Below are 26030 nucleotides of genomic sequence, written 5' to 3' on the forward strand. Positions count from 1 at the left end.
CGAAGAACGGGCTTACAGCCTATGCAGAAGCGTCAGACTCCGACAGTGATTTATCCATCGCAAATGCCGGTGCCCGGAGATCGGCCAGACGCATTCCCAAGCCCCACAGCACTATCAGATACATTGCCAAGCCAGCGCCGCAAAGCCCGATAATCCCGACGGCTCGCTGACCCCATGATCCGCCAAACCACAGAACCTCATCTGGCGTCGCATACATCAGGACGAGCGCCATGCAAAGACAGGCCAGCACGAGTCGGACAAGATAACGACGCCATACAGGTGCGAACCGATAGACGCCCTCCCGTCGCAAGCCTCGCCAGAGCAGCCCCGCATTCAGGAACGCGCTCAAGCTAGTCGCAAGCGCCAAACCTACATGCCCTACACCAAAATAAAGCATGAGGGGAACGACGAAGACGAGGTTCATCACCATATTGGCGACCATAGCTTTGATACCGATGCGCACAGGGGTGACCATATCCTGACGGGCATAAAAACCCGGCGCGAGCACCTTGATCAACATAAACGCACACAAACCAAGACTGTAAGCACGCAGGCTTAAGGCCGACATCGCGATATCGTTCTCACTAAGCGCTCCGTAGTGAAACAAGCTGATCAAAATAGGTTCTGCCAGTATGAGCAGAGCCACAGTCGAAGGCACGCCCACCAACAATACCGACCGTACGGCCCAATCCAAGGTCTTTGAGTAATCCTCCTCTCGGGCGGCAGACTTCTGCGCCGCAAGCGTAGGCATGATCACGGTGGCCACGGCAATGGCAAAAACTCCGAGGGGAAGCTCCGTGAGCCGATCAGAGTAGTAGAGCCACGACACGCTGCCGGTAGGTAAAAATGACGCCAGGACCGTGTCAAAAAGCAGGTTCAGCTGACTTACAGACACACCAAACAACGCGGGAATCATCAGTGTCATAACCTGGCGCACGCCGGGGTGAGACGGCTCCCAGCGCGGTCTTGGCACCAAATCCAAACGGTAAAGAAACGGCATCTGAAACAGCAGCTGGATAAGGCCAGCAAACAACACGCCCCAGGCCAAGGCAAATGCTGGCTCAGAGAAATAGGGCGCGACCAAGAGCGAGGCTGCGATTAGAGAGAGATTCAAGAGAACCGGTGTAAATGCGGGAACAGCAAAGCGCCCATAGCTGTTGAGAATTGCCCCGCACATACCGGTCAACGAGATCAACATAAGATAAGGAAACGTTATCCGTATCAGTCCCGCGGTGAGCGCAAACTTCTCTGGCTGAGCAATGTAGCCTGGAGCGAAGAGACCGGCCACCAAAGGCGCCGCAAGAAGAGTGAGCGCAGTCAAAAGAAAGAGCACGCCGCCCAAGACACCCGCGACGCGATCTACAAGAGCCCTAACGGCTTTCTGTCCTCCATTCTCACGACACTCAGCAAGGACAGGAACAAAAGCCTGGGCAAAGGCGCCTTCAGCAAACAAACGGCGAAGAAAATTAGGAATCTTAAAGGCGATAAAAAAGGCGTCAGCGTTAGCACTGGCACCCAACACGGCCGCCAGAATAACGTCCCGCGCTAGGCCCAATACACGCGACAGCATCGTCATGACACCCACGACCGCGCTGGAGCGCAGGAGGCCTGAATGTTTTTCGGATGCGGGTTCCTGTGTCATTGGACAGCAGTAGACCCACTTAGCCAAGCGTCCCTCAGACGCTCACCATGCAAAGCAAACCACTGCATCGCGACTAGGGTGTGTCCATTATTGAGCTGATCCCTTGCGAGAACCTCTAAAACATCCTCACGGGATATGCGGTGCACAAGAATATCTTCGCCTTCCTCAGCCACACCTCGTATTTCTCCTACGGCCGCATTCAACACACGCCCACAGAAGAGCCGCACATGCTCACTACATGCGCCAGCGCTGGGGTAGTAAGAGGCGATGGGCACTAACTCTCCGAACTCACAGCCTGCCTCTTCCTGAGCTTCGCGTCTTGCCACAGTCTCATCGCTTTCGCCGGGTTCGACGATTCCGGCAATAAGCTCAAGCATCCACGGACTGTGACTATCGCGAAGGCTCCCCGCGCGAAACTGTTCTATTAGGATCAGAGAGTCGGTCTCAGGATCGTAGGGCAGCACCCCCACAGCGTCTCCGCGCTCAAACACTTCGCGCGTCACCGGCGCGCTCCAGTCACCAGCAAAGCTGCGATGCTGAATAGTCAGCTTGTGGACCCCAAAGTATCCGTCGAATACCTTGCTGTTCTCCAATGTGCGGACATCCGTGGGACCAAAGCGCAGAGAGAAACTCACGTGAAACGACTACCGGTGTACCAGCTCACCTCTCGGGCGTGCTTATCGACCTGACCCACCACATCCAATACCAAGGCAAACAATGCCATGCGCACGAGCACTCCATTGTCGGTCTGCCGAAAGATGGCCAAGTTGGGGTTTTCGTTCAGGTCGTCGTCTAACTCCCGCGCTGCCTCACGCGAGTCTCGGGGAAGAGGATGCATGATGACGGTGTTGGGATCGCAATGCCGTGTGTATATCTGCTGATTGAGTCGAAAGCGACCGCGGTAGAGGTTTGCCTCTTCGGATGATGCAAAGCGCTCTTCCTGCAATCGCGTGCTGTAGACAATATCCACATGCGCAATACCCTCCTCCATGGCATCACTCTCGACTACAGTGTGCCCCGCCTCACGCAGCCCTTCGACAATCTCACCAGGCATTCGAAGCTCGTCTGGAGATACCAGCGTAACGCTCACCCCATCGAACAAGCAGAGAAGCTTACATAGGCTGTGTACGGTGCGACCAAAACGTAAATCACCTACCATCGCGATACGAAGCTGATCGATACCTCGCCCCTGCGCCGATAATTCGCTGCGGATAGTGTAAAGATCGAGCAATGCCTGCGTGGGGTGCTCGTTACTGCCATCTCCGCCGTTTATAACAGGAACTCGACTAGCGGCGGCAAACTCTACGACGGAGCCCACTTCGGGATGGCGCATGGCCACTACGTCTGAATAACCGGAAAGCACTCGGGCGGTATCGTAAAGCGATTCGCCTTTAGCAATGGCGGAATTCTCTATGCCCGTGGTCTCTCTAACCTCGCCACCGAGCAGATTAAAGGCGCTACCAAAGCTCACTCTCGTCCGCGTGCTTGGCTCAAAGAACATAGATCCAAGAATGGCGCCCTCAAGGACGCGGGTGACTTTACGGCGACGGGCATAGGGCTGCATGGCGTCGGCGACTTCGAATACGCTCTCTACGTCGGGACGCTCGAACTGCCCTACCGTGAGGATATGACTACCCGCGAATTTCATAGGACGCCGCCTGAATAAGAAATCTATTGACGCGCATTATACGGGTCTCGCGGCATAGGCGAAGCTCAGACCAACAAGCTGTCGCCCCAGCGCTGCAATTCTTCCAGGATGTGACGATCTCGCTGTGAAAGATCTGCAGCGGAAAGACGTTCTTCGAGATTCTCGTTTAGATCCTCAAGGCAAAGCCTACGTTCGCCTCCTTCACTGATACGCGCGAAGCGGAACTCCTCCCAACGGTCCCTCTCATCATCGCTGAGGGTTTCCGGGTAATTCCGCGCACGGTAGCGAAACAGCATTTCCTCTAAACGAGAGTCGTCAAACGCGACCGTGGTTTCAGCAAGATCTGCTGGAGACAGATCGAGAATCCTGTCGAGCGTTTGTCGATCCTCCCGAGGGATAAAACCGCCGCTGTAGAGCATTAGATCGGGATCCGTCTCGGGTGGGCGGGCCGACAATTCGGCAACGCTACGAAGCTTATCCCGCAGTGCACCGGGCATACGCGCCTCAAAATCCTGAAGCAACCGAAGGTTCTTTCTGCAGGCTTCTAAGTTAAGGCCTGCCCGCTCAGCGACCTCTGGATCTGCCATTTTCGCCGGCAGCAAAACGGGACAGCGGTTGATGTGCACAGACTTGAGACCCGGTCGCTGCTCACCGTCGGATAAATCAGAGTTTGCCGTGTACAACAAGCGATGCAGTTCCGAAGGGGCCAAGTCAATGACAATTTCAGCGTCGATACTGAGATCCGCACAGATCACTTCATTTTGATTTTGGTAGTGCACGGCCAGCGGCACGACAAGTCCGAGGTTGGCTCGTTGCGCCCCAAACATCCCGGATACATGCAGGAGTGGCTGTGAACTTTGCGGAGAAAGGGGTTCCAGCATGGGCTTCACTGCTTGCTTGAAGCGTTGCCGAAACAACCATTCGAACAGCCGCGGCTGCTTGGCCTTGATTTCGCGCGCCAGCGCAATAGTGGCTTTAACATCCACTAGAGCATCATGCGCCTGCCCCTGCTCCAGCCCGTTGGCTTTGCACAGGTCTTCCAGCCGAAAGCTAGGCAAGCCGTTTTCCCGGGATGGCCAATTCAAGCCCTCAGGTCGAAGGGCGTAAGCCGTTCTTGCAACATCAATGAGATCCCAACGGGAACGGCCGTCACCATACTCCCGTGCATAGGGGTCGCGAAGGCTTCGATACAGCGTTGAGCGCGTCACCGTATCGTCGAATCGCAGCGAGTTGTAACCGACAGCGCAGGTGCCAGGCTGCATAAACTCTTTGAGAATGGCCGCGATGAACTCGGCTTCGACAACCCCCTCTGCATCAGAGATTTGTGGCGTTATACCGGTAACAAGGCAAGCTTCCGGATGGGGAACATAGTCCCGCTGGGGTTTCGCGTAGATCACCAACGGCTCGCCGATGGGGTTCAGATCTAAATCCGTGCGCAGACCGGCAAATTGCGCCGGCCTGTCGTATCCGGGGTCTACGCCAAATGTTTCGTAGTCATGCCAGTAAAGCGTTTCAGATGAGCTCAAGAGCCTGCTCTTCGATGACTCCTCTCCAATGTGCAGGGCCTGACAGATGTACCGAGGTACCGCGTGTATCGACTGCCACGCTCACCGGCATATCTTTAACTTCGAATTCGTAGATCGCCTCCATTCCAAGCTCGGGGAACGCCACCACACGAGAAGAGGTGATCGCTCGGGACACCAGATAAGCGGCCCCACCGACGGCCATCAAGTAGACAGCCTCGTGCTTGCGAATAGCCTCGATTCCCGTCGGCCCACGCTCTGCTTTGCCGATCATTCCCAGCAATCCCGTTTCTTCGAGAATGAAATCGGTAAATTTATCCATACGCGTTGACGTGGTCGGTCCTGCTGGCCCCACCACCTCATCTCTCACCGGATCAACAGGACCCACGTAGTAGATGAAGCGATTTTTCAAATCAACGCCATCCGGAAGACCTTCACCACTGCGAATGAGCTCCTGCATTTTTTTGTGCGCTGCATCGCGTCCCGTCAGCATCTTCCCTGACAGCAGCAGCGTGTCACCGGGCTGCCAGGTCGCAACATCTTCGCGAGTGACCGTATCGAGATTCACACGACGAACATCATCGCCTGCCTCCCAGCTGATGTCTGGCCAATCACTCAGGTCTGGGGGCGTCTGCAGTGCAGGGCCATTGCCGTCGAGGGTGAAATGCGCATGACGGGTCGCTGCGCAATTGGGGATCATCGCCACGGGGAGCGATGCAGCATGAGTGGGGAAGTCCTTAATCTTGACGTCCACAACAGTCGTCAGACCACCCAAGCCTTGCGCGCCAATACCCAAGCGGTTCACCGCATCCATGATTTCCAGTCGCAGTTCTTCGACGCGATTTGATGGACCACGCTCTCGAAGATCATAGATATCGATAGGATCCATCAATGATTCTTTGGCGAGTACTGCCGCTTTTTCAGCGGTGCCGCCGATACCAATTCCCAGCATTCCCGGAGGACACCAGCCCGCGCCCATCGTTGGGACAGTTTTCACCACCCAGTCGACTACGGAATCCGAGGGATTCAGCATCGCCAGCTTAGCTTTGTTCTCAGAGCCACCGCCTTTGGCAGCGACACGGACATCGACGGTATCGCCAGGAACCAGTTCCATGTGAACCACGGCCGGTGTGTTATCTCCGGTATTTTTCCGCGCCCCTGCGGGGTCGCTAAGGATCGAGGCTCGCAAAACATTATCCGGGTGTGTATAGGCTCGTCGCACGCCTTCATTGACCATATCAGTCACCGACAGCCTTGCATCCCAGCGAACATCCATTCCCACTTGCAGAAATACGGTGACAATCCCCGTGTCCTGACAGATCGGACGATGTCCCTGCGCACACATTCTTGAATTAATGAGAATCTGCGCCATGGCATCTTTCGCCGCCGGGTTTTGCTCCATTTCCCAAGCCTTATGTACCGCTTGCACAAAATCCACCGGATGGTAGTAGGAGATAAACTGTAGAGCGTCGGCAACGCTGTCTATAAAGTCGTCTTGTCGAATTACCGTCATATAACTGTCCTATAACTGTAGACGCCGCAGCGTTAGCTGCGTGCTAACCGCCCGCACCGGATGTTTGCATTGCGCGCAGCTGCGACTGCAGTTGGCTAATGCTCGCATTGGTAGACTGCCTAAAGGCATTTATGGATTTAATCCACTCTTCATTGCCTCCTACCCGCTTGCTCAGCTTGGCGAGTTCCAAATCGATAGCATTCAAGGCGTCAGCCACGCGCTCTACCTCGGCCTGACTGGACCGCGCGCTGGCCGCACTTCGCTCGAGATCACCAGAGACTTTCTGCAGCCGCGTAATATCCTGAAGTGCTTTGCCCAAATCAGCCTGCGTCGTCTTTACCGTTTGCGTGTTCGCAGCTACTGCGCCGTCCGCTCGTTTGGCCCCCGCCTCGAGCTTACCAAGGCGCTCTTTGGTACTTTTCCAAACGTTATCCCAAAGCTTGCGAACTTCACTATCCAGTTCACGAATCTTCGCCGCTTGCACCGCCGCGTTCTGGCTCATGCCCTCGTCTGTATCAGACAGCCGGTCTTCCAGATCACCAATGCGTTTTTCATAGCGCTCCAAAACGTGTCCTGCCTGAGTAAGCTTTTCCTGCAGCTGCCAGGACCAAGCACAGGCGGCGATGGCGATCAGCAAGGCTACAAACAGACCGATACCGGATATCAATCCAGGTTTGCCGCCACCACCATCGGACTTCGGCGCGGAACGCGAACCTCCACGAGGGCGCGGCACTGACGCCGAAGGCGCTCCGCCATCTCGGCTGGCACTGATTGAGGGTATGGGTGAGATATCGTCGTCTTTAGACATGCGCTTTGCTTTTTAAATAAAACGGGCGCGATTATATCGCGCCCGTGCGTGGAAAGTTATGTCCCGGCCTAAAACAACCGAGAAGCCTCCTTTGGGTCTTTAGAGGTAAGCCAAAAGCGCCCAAATGACGCCGGTGAGTAGAATACTCATGTGCACCACCCCAACAACACTCGCCATAGGACCCATTCGTCCAAACAAGGCATTAAGTTCGAGCAAAATGATCAAACCGCAGGCTGCTGTAAGACCAGTCGTACTTACGGGCGTCATGCTCGATAGACTCTGTGAGCCCAGCATGCCGAGGAGCATCGGGCCTGAGAACAAAGTATTGGTCCGTGATGCCAAGCCCGCCTTCGCCGCGGCAGCAGGCCCATCCCCCTCCTTCATCCCCAACACAATTTTCTGCTTGGGCCAGATCACCAACCAAACGTTAAGAAACATCAAGGTGCCGGTCAGCGCGCCCATCAAAATAAGCGCAGTGATGTTGGCGTTTGCAAACGCGTTGACGAAATGCAGCAAACCCAGGCCTGTCAAAAAAGTCACCAACGCACCATAGCGAAACCACTTCAATGCGCGGGGAGCCAGCTTCTTCATGGCATCCGCTTTAGCGCCCGCTTCGGCCTCCTTAAAGTACTCTGTTTGTACAAAATTGAAGTAATACAGCATGCCGATCCAAACGATGCCAGCAAGCACGTGAAACCAACGAAAAATAAACTCTACGATCATTTGGAAATCCCCCTGATGAGTTGAACCCTTCTATAATACACGTGCCTTCAGCCATGCACATCGGCTCGGCTACTTATCCCGTATAACTTATGCGTTTTGCGAATCCCGAAAGGACTTCTGCTGGACACCAGGTGAAGGCACGCAGGGAGAGGCGCGCAGATTTTTTTTCAACAACTCACGGAGCTTGGAGACACAATATGGCTTTTGAACTACCCGCTCTGCCGTACGACCAAGATGCGCTCGAACCGCATATATCGGCAGAGACACTGGAGTTTCATTACGGAAAACACCACAAATCTTACGTAGACAAGCTCAACGGCATGGTCGCCGGCACAGCTCACGAGTCAGCGACATTGGAAGAGGTAATCCGACAATCTGAGGGTGGCGTTTTCAATAATGCCGCGCAGATCTGGAATCACAGTTTTTACTGGAACTGCCTCTCTCCCAACGGCGGCGGTGAGCCCAGCGGAGCACTGGCAGAAGCTATCAACAGTGCGTTCGGCTCCTTCGCTGAGTTCAAAGAACAATTCTCAACGGCAGCGGCGGGTAACTTCGGCTCCGGATGGACGTGGTTAGTGCAAAGCGCTGACGGCTCCGTAGCTATCAGCAATACCAGTAATGCGGGCTGCCCTCTGACTGAAGACGTTACTCCGCTATTGACCGTCGACGTATGGGAACACGCCTACTACATCGACTACCGCAATGCTCGACCCAAGTACCTCGAAGCGTTCTGGAATCTCGTCAACTGGGAGTTTGCAGCTAGCAACATGGCGTAAACCGGCCCCTTCCGATTGAGCCGCCTCAGCGACAGCTCAGGCGGCTTTTTTTGTGTCAAGCAAAATTACTCTGATAGTCAGCCTGCACGAGCGCAGCGCTTACTCCGCGTCGCGCAAGCGCTCCTGATTGCTGCGTAAGCACTACCCACGCACCGGCTGAAGCAGTGCCCTCGGACGAAGCGAGCAAGCACGGCGTTGTCGATCGAAGCGTAGAAGCGACAGCAGCGAGATTGGCAATGCCGGGATTGCTCGCGAATTGGTACGAAAGCAACGCGCGGGCACAAAAAAGCCCGGGCTGCGAACAGACCGGGCTTTGATTACGCGCTTGGGAAGCTGGCTTACATCATGCCGCCCATACCGCCCATGCCACCCATATCAGGCATACCGCCACCGCCAGCAGGCGCGCTGTCGTCAGGTGCGTCGGCAATCATCACTTCAGTGGTGATCATGAGTCCTGCTACGGAACCCGCCGCCTGCAGAGCAGCGCGAGTCACCTTCGCTGGGTCAAGAATGCCCATCTCGATCATATCGCCGTACTCGCCGCTTGCAGCGTTGTAGCCGAAGTTACCTTCGCTCTGGCGAACTTTATCGAGGACAACAGAGGCTTCGTCACCGGCGTTGCCAACAATCTGGCGCAGAGGTGCTTCCATAGCACGCAGCGCAGCCGCGATACCGTGGTTTTGGTCCTCGTTATCGCCCTTAAGATCAGTGATCGCAGAGATAGCGCGGATCAGTGCAACACCACCACCAGATACTACGCCCTCTTCAACGGCCGCGCGGGTTGCGTGAAGCGCATCTTCAACTCGAGCTTTCTTCTCTTTCATTTCGATCTCGGTGGCAGCGCCAACCTTGATTACCGCAACACCGCCAGCCAACTTGGCTACGCGCTCTTGCAGCTTCTCACGATCGTAATCAGAAGAAGTGTTTTCGATCTGTACACGGATCTCTTTCACACGCGCTTCGATAGCAGCAGCTTCGCCGGCACCGTCGATGATTGTGCTGTTGTCCTTGTCCATGGTGAATCGCTTGGCATTACCCAGGTGCTCAAGAGTCGCGGCTTCCAGGTCCAGACCAACTTCTTCTGAAATAACAGTTGCACCGGTGAGAATAGCTATGTCCTGCAGCATAGCTTTACGACGATCGCCAAAGCCTGGAGCCTTACAAGCAGCGACTTTCACGATGCCGCGCATATTGTTAACAACCAAAGTAGCCAGTGCTTCGCCTTCTACGTCTTCTGCAACGATAACCAATGGCTTGGAAGCCTTGGCTACCTGCTCCAGCAGAGGCAGCAACTCGCGAATGTTAGAGATCTTCTTATCAACAAGCAGAATGAATGGGCTGTCGGTATCAACGCTCATGCTGTCCTGATTGGTGATGAAGTAAGGAGACAGGTAACCGCGATCAAACTGCATACCTTCAACAACATCCAGCTCGTTCTCGAGGCCAGAGCCCTCTTCGACGGTGATGACACCTTCTTTACCCACCTTATCCATCGCATCGGCGATGATTTCGCCAACCGCAGAGTCAGAGTTGGCGGAGATAGTACCTACCTGCGCAATCGCCTTGTTGTCTTCACAAGGAATCGCAGCAGCCTGAACCTGCTCTACAGCTGCAGCTACGGCTTTATCGATACCGCGCTTCAGGTCCATAGGATTCATGCCCGCTGCAACGGACTTGAGGCCTTCATTGACAATCGATTGAGCCAGTACGGTCGCTGTGGTTGTTCCGTCGCCGGCAACATCAGAAGCCTGAGACGCGACTTCTTTTACCATCTGAGCGCCCATATTCTCGAAGCGATCTTTGAGTTCGATTTCTTTCGCAACGGAAACACCGTCTTTAGTCACAGTCGGCGCACCGAAGGACTTCTCGAGGATAACGTTACGACCCTTGGGTCCGAGCGTCGCCTTTACAGCGTCTGCCAGAATGTTTACGCCTGCCAACATGCGTTGGCGGGCTTCGTCAGCAAAAAATACGTCTTTAGCTGCCATGATTTGTTCCTTTAAGTCTTTCTAAAAATTGAATGTCTTGGGTTACGGGCTTTGTCTATCCGGCTTACTCTACGACTGCGTAGATTTCGCTCTCACCCATGATGATCAGCTCTTCGCCTTCAACTTCGATAGTGTTGCTGCCGGCATACTGACCGAATACGACTGTGTCACCCACCTTCACTGCGAGAGGACGAACCTCACCGCTATCCAGCGCTTTGCCATCACCTACAGCGACAACTTCACCCTGATTTGGCTTTTCTTTGGCGGAACCGGGCAGAAGGATGCCACCGGCCGTGGTTTGTTCTTCTTCGTTACGACGAATGACCACACGGTCATACAGCGGACGGATCTTCATTGCTTCAAATCTCCAATCAATCAACTTTACGGGACCCCGAAGCGGGGGACTGACTGTGTTATGGGGTGTATCAGTGGGATTTCAAGAGGTTTTTGGCACTCTTTTGCCTAGAGTGCTAATTATTTTAGCGAGCCTTGCGGTACACGCTCCCAGAAAGCCCCGCTGCTGGCGAAAAATGCCTTAATTACAGTAGCTTACAAATCATCATCGTCTAATCGACGAAACTCCCCCTCAATGGGGTCGCCGGGGCGTGACTGATGAGCAGAATGCTGCGTGCTGCCGCCCAGAGCCGCAAAAAGTTTACGCCGGAGGGGCCCGAACAGCACTAACACAGCTACAACGTCAGTTATCAGGCCTGGAACGATCAACAAGAGTCCTGCCAAGCCCAGGGCAAGTTCATCGGCGAGGAGTTGCTGGGGTAACACTGCGCCCCCACCCTGAGCAGCGCGGAGTTTATTCACGATCTCCATACCCTGGGCTCGCAAAATAGCTAAACCGAGCACAAACGTCGCCAGTACATAGAACATCGCCTGGACTGCGCCGATGCGCGATCCAAGCTGAATCAATGTAAAAAGCTCCATCCACGGAAGCAGCAGAAAAAACCATCTCATTATTCAAGTATGGGGGCTCCCAAAGCGTTTGCAAGAGAAGCGCACCCGTCACGTACAATTGTCCCATGACGAAAAAACACCCCATGGATACCGATCTGGATCAACGCATCTGGCTAACCGTATGTGCGATCCCCGCCGGCAAACTGTCGACCTATGGCGATATAGCCGAGCGTGCGGGACTTCCAGGAGCCGCCAGGCGGGTAGGAGCCGCGCTACGAAAGCTACCCCATGGCAGCGCCGTGCCTTGGTACCGTGTAGTGAACGCTAGTGGTAAGAGCTCCTTGCCCCCGGGCAGAAACGGGGCTGATCGACAGCGTAGGCTGCTTGCGGACGAAGGCGTGCTCCTTAGATCTGGGGGCGTGTCCGTACTAAAACGCTATCGTTGGTAGTGACTGACCAACGCCCATGGATTAGAAACAGAAACAAGTCAATCACCGTCGCTTAAGCATCTGTCTCAGTTTCAGCCTCTAGTTCCGGTGCGTCCGCCCAAGGAGCTACCCAGGGAAGCAGTAACAAACCGGGTAGAGCCACGACGGCGCACAATAAAAAGAACGTCACCCAATCAAAATACTCGACCAAAAACCCGGTACTCGCGTTAGCAAAAGTCCGAGGAATCGCGGCTAGCGCGGTAAACAGAGAAAACTGTGTCGCGGCAAACAATGGACTCGTTTCACGCGCTATGAACGCGGTGAATGCGGCAGTGCCCATGCCGACACCCAGATACTCAAAGGCAATCACACTCGCCAGCAACCAAAGCTCTGGCCCATAGTAAGCAAGTACCGCGAACCCTAAGATAGAAACAACCTGTACCAAGCCGAACATCCACAACGCGCGGTTAATCCCGAGCTTTAGCATCAGCACGCCACCCAGCAAACCCCCGATGATTGCAGGCCAAAGAGCTGCATTCTTGGCGACCAAGCCAATCTCTGTCTTAGTAAATCCGATATCCAGATAAAACGGCGTCGATAAGGCCGTCGCCATATTATCTCCAATCTTGTAGAGCACCAGGAACGCCAAAACGACCAATAGCGCGCGCCAGCCTTTACGACCTATGTATTCCATGAAGGGGGCTGTCAGTGTTTCCCGAATGCCTGAAGCCTTGGGAAGGCGTGATTCCGGTTCCCGCACAAACAGCGTCATCAGAATACCGACGGACATGAAAGCCCCAGTAATCCAAAAAACGCTGCTCCAGGGAAGCAGATCCGCCAAAATCAAAGAAAGGCTACCTGGCACCAGGCTGGCTATTCGATAGGCCTGCACATGCACTGCGTTACCGAGGCCGAGCTCTCCGTCAGGAAGCAGCTCTCGTCGATAGGCGTCGATTGCTACATCCTGACTCGCACTGAAAAACGCGACAATGAACGCCAGGACTGCGACACTTGAGGTACTTACCGCAGGATTGATCATCCCCATGGCACCGATGCCCACTAACAGCGCCACCTGAAAAACGAGCATCCACGCCCGGCGCCGCCCAAGGGCGAGAGGTACATAGCGATCCATAAGTGGCGCCCAGAGAAACTTCCAGTTGTAGGGAATCCCGACTAAGGCAAATAGCCCGATATCGGCAAGGGATACACCCGCATCATGGAGCCAAGCCGGAAGCAGCTGTACCAGCACATACAACGGCATGCCCGAAGAAAGCCCGGTAAACACGCAAATGAGCATGCGCCGAGAAAGTATTTGCTGTAGGACACTGCCTGTCGTCATCGGTGATAATACGAATCAAGGAAATCTAAAAATGTTGTCATGAACCACACATACCTTTTTATTTTATCGCCTCCATACAGCGGATCGACTGTACTGTGGCAGTTACTCAAGACATCATCGCAGGTATCGGCCTTACCTGACGAGGGGCAAAAGCTTCCCGAGTTACGCAACATGATGCGCGACAACCCCTGGGACCCAAGCACCACCTTTGATTGGGACTTGATATCTACCACCTGGCATCACTACTGGGATTCCGAAAAACCCGTGCTTTTGGAGAAAAGCCCCCCGCACCTATGCCGCGTCGACGCGATTCTAGAACGCTTCCAGCCCACGGAATTTATCCTTCTCATGCGCGACCCCCTTGCGATCTGCGAGGCCTTACATCGCCGCAATGGCATGTCATGGGAAGCCGCGGCTGAGCGTTGGACCTATTGGTTAGGGTTGCATCTTAAAACGCGCGAAGAACAATCGAGCAGTCAAGTGCTGTACTACGAGGACATGGTGGCCGACCCCCAATTCGTCTTTAAAACTCTGGCAGAGTGGCTACCTTCACTGCAGGACGTGGACTACACAAGTGCCATTGAAGCACACGCTGTCGACGGCGTGCAAAAACGACCTCTACTAGATATGAATCCGCGAAAAATCACACAAATCAAACCAGCTGACAGACTGCGAGTACTCAAAACTCTGGAAAAGTCACTCTCGTTGATTGAGGAAACTCCCTATGCTGCACAGTATTTCTGATTTTAGTCACCTCTTAATGGCAGCCTCGGCGCGACCTTTATCAGAATCCTCAGCCTGTGACTCTTCCTCGTTTACTTCTATCTCAGCTCCATTCTCCTGCCCATCTACCTGCCCTTCGTCCTCGGTGGGCCCTTCATAGTTCGCGAGCTGTGAATTGAAGTGCTGAATTGTTTCCAATAAGGGGCCGGGATTGGCATCGAGATCTCTGACACCCGCGGTGTAGGTTTCGTAGTACAGGAATACCCGAGTGATTGTCAGCGCACGCCCGAGATTCTCGATTTCAAAGTCGATGCCATTATCGAAAACATCTTCTAAATCTGCTGCGACTCGAGCCACTAACCTGCCCTTTGCTTGCACCTCGCAGCTGGCCCAGGCGCCGTTATTGAGTCGTACACGCAGGTTAGATACGCCAAAGCCTCGCCAGCGCAGGAACTCAAGCTCCAAGAACACTTCTTGAGTCGTGTGGTTACGCTGAACCCAGGTGACTCGTGGCTCAATCCGCTGCGCTAAACGGCCCCCCTGCATCAATCGCACGCCGCCTGCCTTTCGGACTCGAGACAGTTCCGACAGCGTCCACCCTCTAGCGGCGTCCAGAAGTGCTCCGTTGTAGAGTATGCTCATACGATAGTCGCGGCTCGCCCACAGACCATATCCACCGGCGTACTTTCGCAATAGCGGCGAGGCTAATGATAAAAACTCAGTGACTTGATCGTCGGCGATTTTGGCGTGTGTGCCCAGGTATTTCTGCGTGTTATCAATAAAATTGAACTGCTCTACGATTTGCCCCGGAAGAAGGCCTCCCTCACTGGTAGTCTCAAGCATATATCGGAGTAAGACTTCAGCCTGCTCGGCACTCAATTCCTCACCGATATTTTCTGCACCCATAAAAGGTGCCCAGTAGGAATACCGGTTGGGCTCCCAATCCAGAAACGGCTCGTTATCCCGCCAATGTATGCCCCCGTCCGTGGGCACAGGGTCTTTATCCACGCGATACTCGACTCCGAGATCGGACCACTGTGATCGAGCAAGCCCGAACATCTGCGCCATCCGCGCATTTGCGAACGCTAAGTAGTCGCCATGTGCCGGGCTTTGTTTTGAGGGTATGCAACCCTCGTGCGCAATACCCTGCGCGTCGAGATAATCCAAATAACCCGACGCTTTCGCAGCCGCAATGTTGGCATCTCCCTTCTGCTCCTGCCAAACCCTGAAGGCATGCCATAGCTCTTCCCACGAAATAAAACCACCGATGCAGCACTTATAGTCCTGACAGATTCGTGAGATCTGCGCAAAATAGTCCAACCATGCCTGTTCAATGACAGGGTCTGTGAGAAGCGCCTGGGCCCACCGAAAGCCATTCAGGGAAGGCGCCATCATAACCTGGTGTGTGTATGCCACACGTAGCAAAACAGCGAGTCCTACACGCTGGGCCTCGCGAAGCACCAGCCGTAACTGACGTTCATAAAACTCATCATAAGTGACGGGTGTCTGACTTGACTGGAAACTACGCCATGGCACCACAACGATAATCGTATTAAATCCGTCTCTTCGCAGTTGTGTTAACTCACTACGAACAAACGACGAGCGCATGACCTGCAATGAATCCAACGGCCATCCGTCGGAAAAGTAGTGTGCTGCGATTACAAACTCTGGCGGCCTAAATCTTCCGCGGAACACCCTTCGGAGCAGTGACAAGCTAGGAAGCTCCCAAGCGCTGGCAGCGGCTATCCAGCTTGTCCAACAGGGCTTCCGCGTTGTTGAGACCTTGCCAGTCAGCATCAAACCGTTCACACGCTAGCTCATAAAGGGTCAGATCCAAGCTGTTCGCCTCTCTCACGGAATCTAAAAGCTCACCCAGGTTTTGCTCAACGGCTTCGCGACGTTCTTCAGGAGTCCGTCGATCGCCCGCATCGCGAACGTTCTGCCGCCGAAAGGCAAGGTCGATCTCGGGAAATTCCTCTTTCAACGCCTGCTCGAAGAGCACGACACTCTCACTGTATCGTTCAACAATGCCGACAGCAGGTAGGCTGTCTAAAAGCTGTTTCGCGCGCTCAAATTGCTGCTGATCACCCTCACCCGGATAGGTTCCTGACAGCATACGCGTCTGGTAATTTCGGATAACCGGCCCAGTACGCTCCTCAAGCCGCCAGCGCACATAGCTTTGAAGATCTCCATCTCGGGCCCTTTGCGTTCCTGGATGATCTACTGCCTGACGGCGTTCAAATTCGTAAACCGATAATATGCGCTCTATGGGATGTCGAAGTAGCACGAGGGGGCGCAGCACTGCTCCACTCAACGAGGGTAAAGGGAAGGGTAGCCAGTGACTTGAAAGTGCTCGTAACCCCGAATTGTCCCTAAGAAACTTGGCCAGATACTCTGGATTACCGCGCATATTGGCGTCGTCACGATGATCACAAAATCCTGCAGAAAAACTCCGCTCGAGACTCCAATCAAGGGTAGTGCCGGCATTCTTAAACAAGTGAGCGTGCAGAAGGATTGGGCGCACTTGATCCTTACTCATTGGAGACCAATCCGCTCGAGGACCGATCCTACATTGATGCGTTTGCAGCGCTTTCGGAACTTGGCAAGACGACGGTCAAAATCATCGATCCTTGCAATGGCTTCATCCAATTTCTGATTCGCCTGTCGGTACAGCGCGAGGTCATAGCTATTTCGACTTAGTACCTCGGCTGCTAGATCGCCCAGCTTATCCAGTGTGTTGTGCACACGCGTATCAATTGCGTCGCTCGCGATATCCCGCTGAGTCACGTTTTGACGAACATAGGCCAGATCGATGTCGGGGAAAAATGGCTCGAGATAGCGCTCAAAAACCACCATGCTCTCGTCATAACGGTCGACCACTCCCACACAGTCCAAAAACTCTAAATGGTGCAGTGCACGCTGCAACCAATCAGCAGGGGCCGTGGCCTTTACGTGTCTGGTGTGGAATCCAGCAACATAACTTGTCTGATAGTCTCGAATCGTACGGGGAATCTCCTCCTGCATCCGCCACGCTACATATTGGGCAAAATTCTTTTCTTTGGCGGCAACGGCGCCCGGAGTATCAGCGTCCTGTTTTCGTTCAAAGGCATAGACCGATTGGATACGTTCGATGGGATGGCGTAACAGGTAAGCCGTATGAAAGGTTACCTCGGGCGGCTGAGGCAGCGGATAGCAAAGATGGTGGCTGGAGAGCGCAGTTAAACCAGGCGTACTGGAAACCACCGTTGCCAGATGTTTTGCCCGTTGCTGGCGCATCGCGCGATTGTCCCGATGATCCAGAAACCCCTCTCCGAAGTTGCGATTCAAGCTCCAGTCAAATGTCGACCCGGCATTCTTGAAAATATGACCGTGAAGAATGATGTGACGCATTGACTGGGTCCAAACGCTAAGTGAGAAGTGGGCATCAGCGAAAACTCACACTGATATGGTCAAACTACTGTCTAAGCCGGTGGGCGGAGTTCTGTAGTACTTCACCCGAGGCTGGTATTCTCCAATTTTACGATAACCGGCGTACCCAGCGATACTGCCCCACCATGCGCAAAGTTCTTATTCACATAGGTCGACATAAGACGGGTACAACCGCGATTCAGAATTTTTTGCAGGACAATCGCGAAAGCCTTGGCCAACTTGGGTATGTGGTCCCTCAGTCTGGTCGTATTAAAGATGCACATCACGAATTCGCGCGCCCGTTTCAACCTCGCAATGCCCACCAGCTCGAGGGTGTAGATGACTACCGTCAGCTTAAGCCATTTAAGTCCCTAAAGAATGAACTTGCACTGCATGACGCAGATAGCACCGCAGTGATCAGCTCCGAAGGCTTCCAAAACAGCAAGCCAAATATGGTACGTGCGGGATTTAAGGACTACCAGGCGCAGATTGTGGTGTATCTACGTAGCCAACTCGAGTACCTAGCATCGTCCTACGCACAACGGGTGCATGCTACACAGTACACAGGGTCCCTCCAGGATTTCTACAGAGACGTGTATCAGGCGGGTAACCATTACGCGAGCTTCCTCGAGAACTGGAGCGAATTTTTTCCCAATCAGCTCGTGGTGAGGCGCTACAGGTCATCGAACGTTGTGGAAGATTTTGCAACCTCTGTTTTGAGAGTACCCGTAGCGCACTTTCGCCTGCGAAATGCGCCCAGCAATCCGTCGCTAAACAGCGTAGTCACTCTATTTAAGTGTGAATTGAATCGCAGAAAGCCAGCGAACATGCCGCCACAATTGCAAATCTACCCTGTGCTTCCGAAACTCAATGCGCTCTTCCCTGCACCTAAGTTCACACTACCCCCTGAGATAGTCAGTGATCTCGTGGAGAGCAGTCGTGATTCAGATACCGAGGTTGCTTCAACCTACTTCGGAGAACATCAGCTCTTTGACTACTCTAATTTCCCGACGCATCCGGGGTTACCAATCCGAGACATACAGTTCGAAACCATGTATTCCACATTGCTAAAACTTCTGGAGGTCGCTGATGCAACAGCGGGCCGATAGCTTGTCTGAAGGTTTTAAGCGAACCTGCGGTCGCGGGACTCCCCCATGCTGATTTCGGTACATATGCCGAAGACGGCGGGATCAAGCTTTCAAGCCACCCTCGCCGCTCATTATGGCGATGCGCTCAAACTCCGTTACGAAGACAAACCCTTACATCGAAGTGCTTGGTCACGAAATTTTGACGCGAGTGTCAGTAGTTTGCGAAACCGCGGCGCCAAAAGCTCAGACGGTGAACTTAGCTGCATACACGGTCACTTTCTGCCACTGAATTATCGGTTCGCGAAACCACAAACGAACATGCGTTTTGTTACCTGGCTGCGAGACCCGGTCCAGCGCTTGGTCTCCCATTACCACTATTGGAAGCGTAGCTATCAACCGGGGCAGTCGGGGCCGCTACATCAACGGATGATAGAAGAAGACTGGACGCTCGAAGAGTTTGTCCGGTGCAAAGAGCTGCGCAACATCTATAGTATTTTTTTGTGGGGCTTTCCCCTTGAGCGATTTGCTTTTATCGGTATCACTGAGCACTTCACGAGCGAACTCGAAGACTTTGGACGCCTTATCCTTCAAGCTACCGCTGTACAGAAAGAACTGAACAGAAACCCGGATCTAGATATTGAGCGAGACGATAGCGACTACGTAGTAAGCGAGCCGCTTCGAAGCGCCATTGAAACCGTTCACGCGAAAGATATAGCGCTCTACAAGCGTGCAATCGCTATGCGCACGCAGCGGTTAAAAGAGGCCCGCTAACAATTTAGCTGTTTTAAGAACCACCAGTAGGATCGAACTGCGCGACATAGTCCAAAGAGGTTTGTGGATTGATCTCCAGAACCTTAGCCTCAGGTTCCAGCGCATAACCAAGATAGCTAATGTTTTCTCCCCACTCTCGGTCGATGAATTCAAGATCTTCGGCGTTAAGCCATGAACGCCATTCGCCAAATCCACGGGACCGAGCCACTCGGGTGTACTCTGCAGGTACTTCAGCATCGCCCTCAAGAGCCAGTCCCGTATAAGTGCTCAGCTCGGATAGGTTCTTACCTTGCAACAAGTCTTCATAGCACAACATAAAGGGGCTAAACGCGTCTTCGTACTCTCGCTGTATGGCATGTAAACGCTTGAAGACGCCGATCGGCCCTCGGCCTACGAGAGTAGCGAGCGTGTTGTAGAGTTCAATCGTCGACACGGTGGACGGAGACTCCACCTTGGCTTTTAGCGCCTGCCGGGCTTTCGCGTAGGCCTCTGCATCGCCACTGACCTGGAAGTCGTAAAACAGGTATAACAACATGCTGATGAATTGATCACGCGGGTCACGATAAATCAGCACATGACTGTCAAATTGCTCAAGAACAGCGTTCTCTTTACTTACTCTTCCAATAAGAACTTTGGTGAGAGTGGAGCCATCTTGGCTCAGAACATCTTTGAGAGCCTCATCCGTGTCCGGCTCAAAAAAGGTCTGAAGTGTCTCAGGTGATTGGTCCAAAGCTCCTTTAAGTTGGCTGAACAAACGTGTCGTGCCGGATTTCGCCAGCCCTGCAATTAAATAATGCATTTATCCCCCGGTAGAATTCTTAAGCCAACGTCGCTTCAGTCCGAGCGCGGGCTTTTCCAAAAAATGCCAGGACATAAGGGCGAGTAATACAACGACGATGGTTGCGAGCGCTGTATTGAAGTAAGGCCCCTGCTCTGGAAAGAAATAGACGATCGTTTGCTGTACAGGCCAAGCATAGATGTATATCCCATAAGACGGATCGCCTAGCCAACGGTCCAAGTCCAGGTAGGGACTGCGATAGGCCGCAAAAAATATTAGATACACAAAGGCCGGGGGAAACACATAAGGAAACCACGGCTCGCCTAGCGCCGCGTAAGCAAGACCTCCGGCCACAACAGCAAGGGCCACACTCAGTGGAATCGACACTCTATTGATGTAGCAACCTACCCCAAGAAGAAAGTACACACATGGCTCGGCCCACTTTTCTATTCGGCCTACTAGCGGTATGTCGCCGAAGTAGTTGATGGAGAATAATAGTAGCGCCACCCCGGCAAGGTTCGCGAGAGTGCGCCAGCGAAGCAAACCGGTCGCGCCCACAAACATCAAAAGGATATAACAGGAGACTTCGACCGGCAGAGTCCACAGAGACCCATTAATGCCTGGTCGCGGCAGTGAGTCAAAAACACCAGGAAGACGGAAACTCATAGGGAACATCGCGGTGGTGTTCCAGAAGTAATTCCAGGTACGGGGATCAGAGAAATACGCCGATCGCTCCAGCGTCGTAAGAGAAGCCCCGAGGACCACAACTGAGAGACACACGCAGACAATCAATGCCGGGTAAATGCGCAAAACGCGTGAAATGCAGTAGTCCACCATCCCTCTACGTACAAAGCTCGCCGCCACCAAAAAGCCACTGATCGCGAAAAAGCCGCTTACCGCTATCTCCCCTATCCACGTGGACCTCTCAAAGAATTCGCGCAGAGGATTCAGCTCACCATGACCGGTGATAGGGAAACTATGACCAAACAGTACAAGCCAAGCGAACAAAATCCGTAATGCAGTAAAGTTATTTCTTCGGCTGCCATCGAAGTCGCTAAGAAGGGTCGTGTCATGTGTGGTAGCGTTCACTAGGGTATACGACCCTTTAGCGAGCCAAGCTTGGGGATGTCAGCGCGTAGCTCGGCGGCGGCACACTCTTGATCGAAGTAACGATGAAGCCACTCTTCATGCTTTTTAAGCTTCGGCCCCTTTTCTTCGCGATCCAGCAACAGAGAGACAAGCCTCTCAGCAATAGCCGATGCACTGTTCTCTACCCACATGACGGTGTCGCTGTCAGGAATTCCCTCGACACCGATGTCCGTAGTCACCACCGGCACATGGTTTGCTATTGCTTCTATGATTTTGCCCTTGATGCCCGCACCATAACGCAAGGGCACGACTACCACGCCCACCTGGCGGTAAAGCTCATCTAACGTATTGTCGCTGACGTACCCGTGAACGATCACATTATCGCTAGCAAGAGAAAGTACGTCACCAGGCGGATTAGACCCCACCAGGTGAAGTCGTGCATCGGGCACTGATTCAAGCACCACCGGCAGTATCTCGTCTACAAGCCACCTCGCGGCATCTACATTCGGCGGGTGATTGTAGCCTCCCACAAACAAAAGCTCTGCGGGTGCAGAAGGCGCGTAATCGGGAAGCTGTTCGATCTCCATAGTATAGAGGGGAATACGCCGCAGCTTGGAGACTGGTACCAGTTCCGAAAGAGCATCGATCTCAACTTGAGAAAAGTAGTAAACACGATCGGCTCTCTCGCAGACGGCCAACTCGCGCTTTCGCCAGGATTCGGAGTCACGGCGCAACCCATCGTCAGCTTTAAGGGCGGCCTCCCGAGCGATCCGCAAATAGTGAAGATCGTGCCCAAAAAAACTGATGGTAGGTCGCGGCGACATTCGCTCCAGGTGCGGCAGCATTTGCTCCGCAATATGCGGCCGATGGAGGAATATCTCATCAATGTAGGGCGCGTGCTCTGCGAGCCATTCATCGAGATGCCTAGCTATACTCTCCCCCACCAACGCCTCTACACCCATAGCTTGTAGAGCCTTGGTATATGGCTGATGAGGAAAAAAGTTAGCGCCCATCAACTGCACGCGGCAACCGAGAGAAAGTAGCAACTGAATGTACATGTATGTGGAACGCCCACCCGCATCTTTGTCGTGGTGGGGAACATAATGATCAATCACCAAAACACAGGGCTTGTCCGCAGAGCGATCTCTAGCATGAACCACGTGCTCCGCGTTCGCAAAGTGTGAGTCGTCCAAAACCTGCTGCCACTTGTCTCGAAAAACGGCTTGGTTCGTTACCTGATGCTGTTTCACCCCCGCGTTTAAGTCGGTTCCGTTGCTGACGCCCTCAAAGTGGTACACCACACTGTCAGGTTGATACAAAACACGGTAGCCGGCTTCGCGCGCTGAAAAACAGATGTCGGCATCTTCGTAGTACGCGGGTGCGAATCGTTCGTCAAAACCACCTAGCTGCTTCCAAAGGTCACTGCGTATCGCCAGGCAGGCACCAGAAACGTAATCTACATCGCGCAAATAGTTATAAGCGGGCTTTTCACGATCATCTGCACGGCCAAAGTTCCAGCCCGAGGCATCATTCCAAATAATGCCGCCCGCCTCCTGCAGGACGCCGTCGGCAAACAGGAGCATCGGACCCGTGATACCAACGTTGGGGTCATCAAACGGCACAAGCAGCGAGGACAACCACCCCTCAGTGACCGCGGTATCATTGTTGAGAAACACGATGAACTCACCACGCGCGTGCGCTGCAGCCTGGTTACAGTTCTTTAGAAACCGCAGATTTTCCGTCGTTTTCGAAACCACGACACCGCGCATGCGTTCGGCGATCGTGGCCGTGAGATCCGTCGACGAGTCGTCAGCGATAATCACCTCATATTCAACATCCTGAGAAAACTGATGCACCGACTTCAGGCAATTGATCGTCACTCGATAGTCGTTGTAAACGGGAACAACGATTGAAACCACGGGCTTCTCTGAAGCTACGAAGTCGAGTTCCAGCAGATTCAGGTCGGCACTTAAGGAGTCAGGATCAAAGGCCTGCGAGCTATCTTCGGCGTCAGGAAATCGAGCATTCACCCAGACAGCCAAATCCTCGGAGGAACTGCCAAAGAAAACCGACGCTGCGCGACGAAAACGAGTCCAACTAAAACTGCGTAGCGACCCGGCTGGGTTTTGGCGGACATACCGCACGACATCGCCAGCCATTCCAAGCTTTGTGGGTCTCGGCGTCGGCTTCTCCATACCAAACTCATCAAAGTGGCGATGAGCTTGCTCAAGGAGATCTTCGTAGGCGCTATTCTTGCCCCTCTGGCCCGTGAACAAGCGGTAAAACTTACGCGTGTAGCGCTGGAAGCGAGCCATGAGCGAAAGCTCGAAGCTAAGCAAAGTATGGTGAGTGTCTGTCAGGAGCTCAAATAGATACTCGGTCTTGTCATCCAAAGCCTGACGCTGTCTTTCAAGTTCTTCGTGCGCAGCGCGAAGGACTTCCTGAGCAGCGAGTAAATCGTCATGTTTGGAGGTCAGCGCTGCAAATTCAGCTTCCTGATCAGCAATTTGCTCATACAGCTGCGCCTGAAGTTCGCCTCGCTCGTCGAACTCGCTATGCAGTTCTTCGTGCAAGGCGTGTAGCTTACGGTGTGCGTCGACCTCTTTCTCGTGCGCTGCCGCGAGGGCTTCATGGTCTGCAACAAGATTTTCCAGCGCCTGAGCAGCTTTGGCGTGAAGCGCTTGTTCGTTCTCATGCGCAATGGCAAGCGCATCATGCTCAGTTGTTAGGCTTTCAAGGGTCGAACCCGCCACCAAGTGCAATTGCTTTTCAGTTTCATGCGCTTGCGCTAGCTCCGTATGCTCTTGGGTAAGGTTCTCCAGCGTTTTAGCGGCTTGTGTATGTAGCTTCTGCTCACTCTTGTGGGCAGTCGCTAATGCCTCATAGTCACTTTCGAGACGCGACAGTGCCGCCAGAGCTTGATCTCGCTCGCTGAGATGCTCCTGCACCAACGCTTGAGCGACATCCCGCTCTTGCGCAGTCTCAAACACTCTGGCTAGGGGTTTAAGCGACGATGCTAAATCTTCGATACGGGCGAGAAGTAGAGACTCAGAATCCAGTCCTGATAGCTCACTTAAGGTACCCGCACATAGGGTAGCGCAGTGATCATGCAGGCGTTGCTGCGAGTCGCTCAAAAGCTGTAGGTCTGGATCGTCGCCCAATGTTTCGAAGTGGCGTAGATCAGCGTTGAATATCGACTCAGCCTTCGCTGGATCACAGTCGAAGCCAGCCTCCTGTAGCTGCGTTACAAGACTGCCAAGCGTTGACTCTCCACTGGCGATTTCGTCATAGCTTACGGTGACAGTTTCTTCGTCAAGCAGTACCAAAGCTCTGCGGTTATAAAGCTCCCACAAAGCCAATCCGAGCTGCAGCGGGAATCCATGACGTCGTGCCAGCGATCGGGCTACAGCCAATGGTGATCGGTAAACAAACAGTAGGGTTGAGTCTTTAGCCAAAGGCTCCCAGAGGGGCCAGGTGAGGCATAGTCTTGGATCTTTGAGCAGGAACTGTCCCGCGTTGCCACCATCGGAGAGATGTCCAAGCAGCTCTGTCTGAGCTTCCAGACAGCCTGATTCAGCACTAAGTGCAACTGGAGGCGAGTACCACTCTCCTCCAGCATTTGAGATCATCGAATCGTTCAGCTCGACAAGTCGACGGTTCTCATAGAATCCATCGGGGTTATCGGCTTGTGCAGACAATAACTCCTCGTCGGGACCGGCGCTAATACCTGCTGCTGCGCAGGCATGCGCAACAAGCGACGTGCCCGATCGGTGCATACCGATAATCGCTAGTACAGCCCCCTCACGGTTATTGTCCAGGCCAAACACCACTTTTTTACTGCTTTTTGCGTTGCTCGAAAAGTTCCTGCATTGCTGGGCCGTCAATGTATGCTTCGTCGGTTAAATCGTAGCGGGAGTTAATCTCGCTCGTTGCAAGCCTTCGATACTCGGCAACTATATCAGCAAATATTTTTTGTTTTACATCTTCAAATGGGTAATAGCCTCCTTCACGCACTCCATCCAGTCTTATGATGTGAATACCAAACTGAGAGTCAGTGATTTCGGCATAGTCGCCAACTTTTTCGATAGTGAAAAGCGCTTCAGAATAGGGAGGAGAGAAGCCTGGGTCGCCAAACCTCATCCATGTAGGGATTGCCCCTCCTCGGCTTTTACTGCCCGGATCTGCAGAATACTCCTGCACGAGCGCTTCGAAGTCGGCTCCTGCTCTCAGTTCATCCAGAATGTCTTGGGCTTTGGCGCGAACCTCTTCTCTGGGCAAACCCGGAGCGGACGCTAGAAGAATGTGGCTAGAAAGACGAGTCTCCGGCTTCTTCGCGTACTTGTCCTTTTGAGTTTCGTAATACTCCCTAGCCAACTGCTGCGGTCGTGGAACTGTCTTTTTACCGAGCTCCATCTGGTAGGCGAGTTCACGTTTAATGGCAAGAATCTGGAACTGTGCTTCCCAGTAGCCCGGCGTATCGCTGGACAATTTATCAGCTCGTGCCGCGAGTTTGCGGACTTGCATCATGTTGTTTATCAATTCGTAGCGCTCGCCGAGATCATTGGAAGCGGCATTGAGCATCGAGCCGGGCATCATTGTAAGAGCCGCCTCAAACTCTTCTCGTGTGATTTCGATGTCGCCGTCCCTTACAACAACTTCTGCAATAGAAGTAGTGGAGGCCATAATCAAAACGATGACAGCAAAACAGAATTTATTAAGAAAACCACTCATGTTGAAACCTAATCTCCGAGAATGTAAAACCAAGAATTCAGCTACTGTAGTGCCTTGTGCCTCGAGAACCGTCTTAGAAGGGACAAGGCCAAATCCAAAGGCAGCTGCAGCTTTCACAGCCCACTGCATTGGTAAAAAAAAACCGGCG

The 26030-nt window shown here is 53.4% G+C and carries 23 protein-coding genes; 5 read left to right on the plus strand and 18 right to left on the minus strand.

Going from position 1 to position 26030, the window contains the following annotated elements; genetic code table 11:
- Nucleotides 1-19 precede the first annotated feature (19 nt).
- The 7 genes from murJ to R0137_RS14860 all read right to left on the minus strand — a co-directional run bounded on the left by murJ (nt 20) and on the right by R0137_RS14860 (nt 7857).
- The gene (murJ, locus tag R0137_RS14830; RefSeq protein WP_407327175.1) at nt 20-1642 is read right to left on the minus strand and encodes a murein biosynthesis integral membrane protein MurJ; all 1623 of its coding nucleotides are present in this window, start codon (nt 1640-1642) and stop codon (nt 20-22) included.
- Nucleotides 1639-2277, minus strand: coding sequence for an NUDIX domain-containing protein (locus R0137_RS14835; protein ID WP_407327176.1), 639 nt, complete (start codon nt 2275-2277; stop codon nt 1639-1641). Before R0137_RS14835 ends, murJ begins: the two co-directional genes overlap by 4 nt.
- The gene (locus R0137_RS14840; RefSeq protein WP_407327177.1) at nt 2274-3290 is read right to left on the minus strand and encodes an aspartate carbamoyltransferase; all 1017 of its coding nucleotides are present in this window, start codon (nt 3288-3290) and stop codon (nt 2274-2276) included. Before R0137_RS14840 ends, R0137_RS14835 begins: the two co-directional genes overlap by 4 nt.
- A 65-nt stretch (nt 3291-3355) precedes the next feature.
- The gene (gene sbcB, locus R0137_RS14845) at nt 3356-4816 is read right to left on the minus strand and encodes an exodeoxyribonuclease I (RefSeq protein ID WP_407327178.1); all 1461 of its coding nucleotides are present in this window, start codon (nt 4814-4816) and stop codon (nt 3356-3358) included.
- Nucleotides 4803-6326, minus strand: coding sequence for a fumarate hydratase (locus R0137_RS14850; RefSeq protein ID WP_407327179.1), 1524 nt, complete (start codon nt 6324-6326; stop codon nt 4803-4805). Before R0137_RS14850 ends, sbcB begins: the two co-directional genes overlap by 14 nt.
- A 43-nt stretch (nt 6327-6369) precedes the next feature.
- The gene (locus R0137_RS14855) at nt 6370-7134 is read right to left on the minus strand and encodes a hypothetical protein (RefSeq protein WP_407327180.1); all 765 of its coding nucleotides are present in this window, start codon (nt 7132-7134) and stop codon (nt 6370-6372) included.
- A 99-nt stretch (nt 7135-7233) separates the two neighbouring features.
- Nucleotides 7234-7857, minus strand: coding sequence for a urate hydroxylase PuuD (locus R0137_RS14860; RefSeq protein WP_407327181.1), 624 nt, complete (start codon nt 7855-7857; stop codon nt 7234-7236).
- 197 nt (nt 7858-8054) lie between these two features.
- Between R0137_RS14860 and sodB the strand changes: the two genes are divergently transcribed.
- The gene (sodB, locus tag R0137_RS14865; RefSeq protein ID WP_407327182.1) at nt 8055-8633 is read left to right on the plus strand and encodes a superoxide dismutase [Fe]; all 579 of its coding nucleotides are present in this window, start codon (nt 8055-8057) and stop codon (nt 8631-8633) included.
- A gap of 338 nt (nt 8634-8971) precedes the next feature.
- Here the strand turns inward: sodB and groL are convergent, their stop codons facing one another.
- From groL to R0137_RS14880, 3 genes are all read right to left on the minus strand, one after another.
- A complete protein-coding gene (groL, locus tag R0137_RS14870) occupies nt 8972-10621 on the minus strand; it encodes a chaperonin GroEL (RefSeq protein ID WP_407327183.1) in 1650 nt (549 codons plus the stop codon).
- A 64-nt stretch (nt 10622-10685) separates the two neighbouring features.
- A complete protein-coding gene (groES, locus tag R0137_RS14875) occupies nt 10686-10976 on the minus strand; it encodes a co-chaperone GroES (protein ID WP_407327184.1) in 291 nt (96 codons plus the stop codon).
- Nucleotides 10977-11170: 194 nt separating this feature from the next.
- A complete protein-coding gene (locus R0137_RS14880; RefSeq protein ID WP_407327185.1) occupies nt 11171-11542 on the minus strand; it encodes an FxsA family protein in 372 nt (123 codons plus the stop codon).
- Between the two features lie 110 nt (nt 11543-11652).
- On the opposite strand from R0137_RS14880, the gene R0137_RS14885 reads away from it, so the two are divergent.
- Entirely contained in the window at nt 11653-11976 is a 324-nt protein-coding gene (locus R0137_RS14885; RefSeq protein ID WP_407327186.1) for an MGMT family protein, read from the plus strand.
- A gap of 52 nt (nt 11977-12028) precedes the next feature.
- Here R0137_RS14885 and R0137_RS14890 read toward each other — a convergent pair whose 3' ends face one another.
- The gene (locus tag R0137_RS14890) at nt 12029-13294 is read right to left on the minus strand and encodes an AmpG family muropeptide MFS transporter (RefSeq protein ID WP_407327187.1); all 1266 of its coding nucleotides are present in this window, start codon (nt 13292-13294) and stop codon (nt 12029-12031) included.
- Nucleotides 13295-13333: 39 nt separating this feature from the next.
- Between R0137_RS14890 and R0137_RS14895 the strand changes: the two genes are divergently transcribed.
- Nucleotides 13334-14038: a sulfotransferase family protein gene (locus tag R0137_RS14895; protein WP_407327188.1), complete on the plus strand. Its 705-nt coding sequence runs from the start codon at nt 13334-13336 to the stop codon at nt 14036-14038.
- A gap of 6 nt (nt 14039-14044) precedes the next feature.
- Here the strand turns inward: R0137_RS14895 and R0137_RS14900 are convergent, their stop codons facing one another.
- The 3 genes from R0137_RS14900 to R0137_RS14910 form a co-directional block, all read right to left on the minus strand.
- A complete protein-coding gene (locus R0137_RS14900; RefSeq protein WP_407327189.1) occupies nt 14045-15625 on the minus strand; it encodes a hypothetical protein in 1581 nt (526 codons plus the stop codon).
- A 106-nt stretch (nt 15626-15731) separates the two neighbouring features.
- The gene (locus tag R0137_RS14905; protein ID WP_407327190.1) at nt 15732-16556 is read right to left on the minus strand and encodes a hypothetical protein; all 825 of its coding nucleotides are present in this window, start codon (nt 16554-16556) and stop codon (nt 15732-15734) included.
- On the minus strand, nt 16553-17407 hold the full coding sequence (locus tag R0137_RS14910) for a hypothetical protein (protein WP_407327191.1): 855 nt from the start codon (nt 17405-17407) through the stop codon (nt 16553-16555). Before R0137_RS14910 ends, R0137_RS14905 begins: the two co-directional genes overlap by 4 nt.
- Nucleotides 17408-17571: 164 nt before the next feature.
- Here R0137_RS14910 and R0137_RS14915 point away from each other — a divergent pair, with 164 nt between their 5' ends.
- Complete coding sequence (locus R0137_RS14915; RefSeq protein ID WP_407327192.1) at nt 17572-18534, plus strand: hypothetical protein; 963 nt, start codon at nt 17572-17574, stop codon at nt 18532-18534.
- A gap of 45 nt (nt 18535-18579) precedes the next feature.
- Complete coding sequence (locus R0137_RS14920) at nt 18580-19284, plus strand: hypothetical protein (protein WP_407327193.1); 705 nt, start codon at nt 18580-18582, stop codon at nt 19282-19284.
- A 13-nt stretch (nt 19285-19297) separates the two neighbouring features.
- Here the strand turns inward: R0137_RS14920 and R0137_RS14925 are convergent, their stop codons facing one another.
- Genes R0137_RS14925 through R0137_RS14940 form a run of 4 tightly spaced genes read right to left on the minus strand, consistent with a single transcriptional unit; the run spans nt 19298 to nt 25882 of the window.
- Nucleotides 19298-20083, minus strand: a complete 786-nt coding sequence (locus R0137_RS14925; RefSeq protein WP_407327194.1) for a hypothetical protein — start codon at nt 20081-20083, stop codon at nt 19298-19300.
- Nucleotides 20084-21151 (minus strand): acyltransferase family protein, encoded by a 1068-nt coding sequence (locus R0137_RS14930; protein WP_407327195.1) that lies wholly within the window; start codon nt 21149-21151, stop codon nt 20084-20086.
- The gene (locus R0137_RS14935; RefSeq protein WP_407327196.1) at nt 21151-24981 is read right to left on the minus strand and encodes a glycosyltransferase; all 3831 of its coding nucleotides are present in this window, start codon (nt 24979-24981) and stop codon (nt 21151-21153) included. Before R0137_RS14935 ends, R0137_RS14930 begins: the two co-directional genes overlap by 1 nt.
- A 4-nt stretch (nt 24982-24985) precedes the next feature.
- Nucleotides 24986-25882, minus strand: a complete 897-nt coding sequence (locus tag R0137_RS14940) for a peptidylprolyl isomerase (RefSeq protein ID WP_407327197.1) — start codon at nt 25880-25882, stop codon at nt 24986-24988.
- Nucleotides 25883-26030 lie beyond the last annotated feature (148 nt).

Origin of the sequence: Congregibacter brevis (assembly GCF_045689245.1) — a bacterium.
In the GTDB taxonomy this organism is placed as follows: domain Bacteria; phylum Pseudomonadota; class Gammaproteobacteria; order Pseudomonadales; family Halieaceae; genus Congregibacter; species Congregibacter brevis.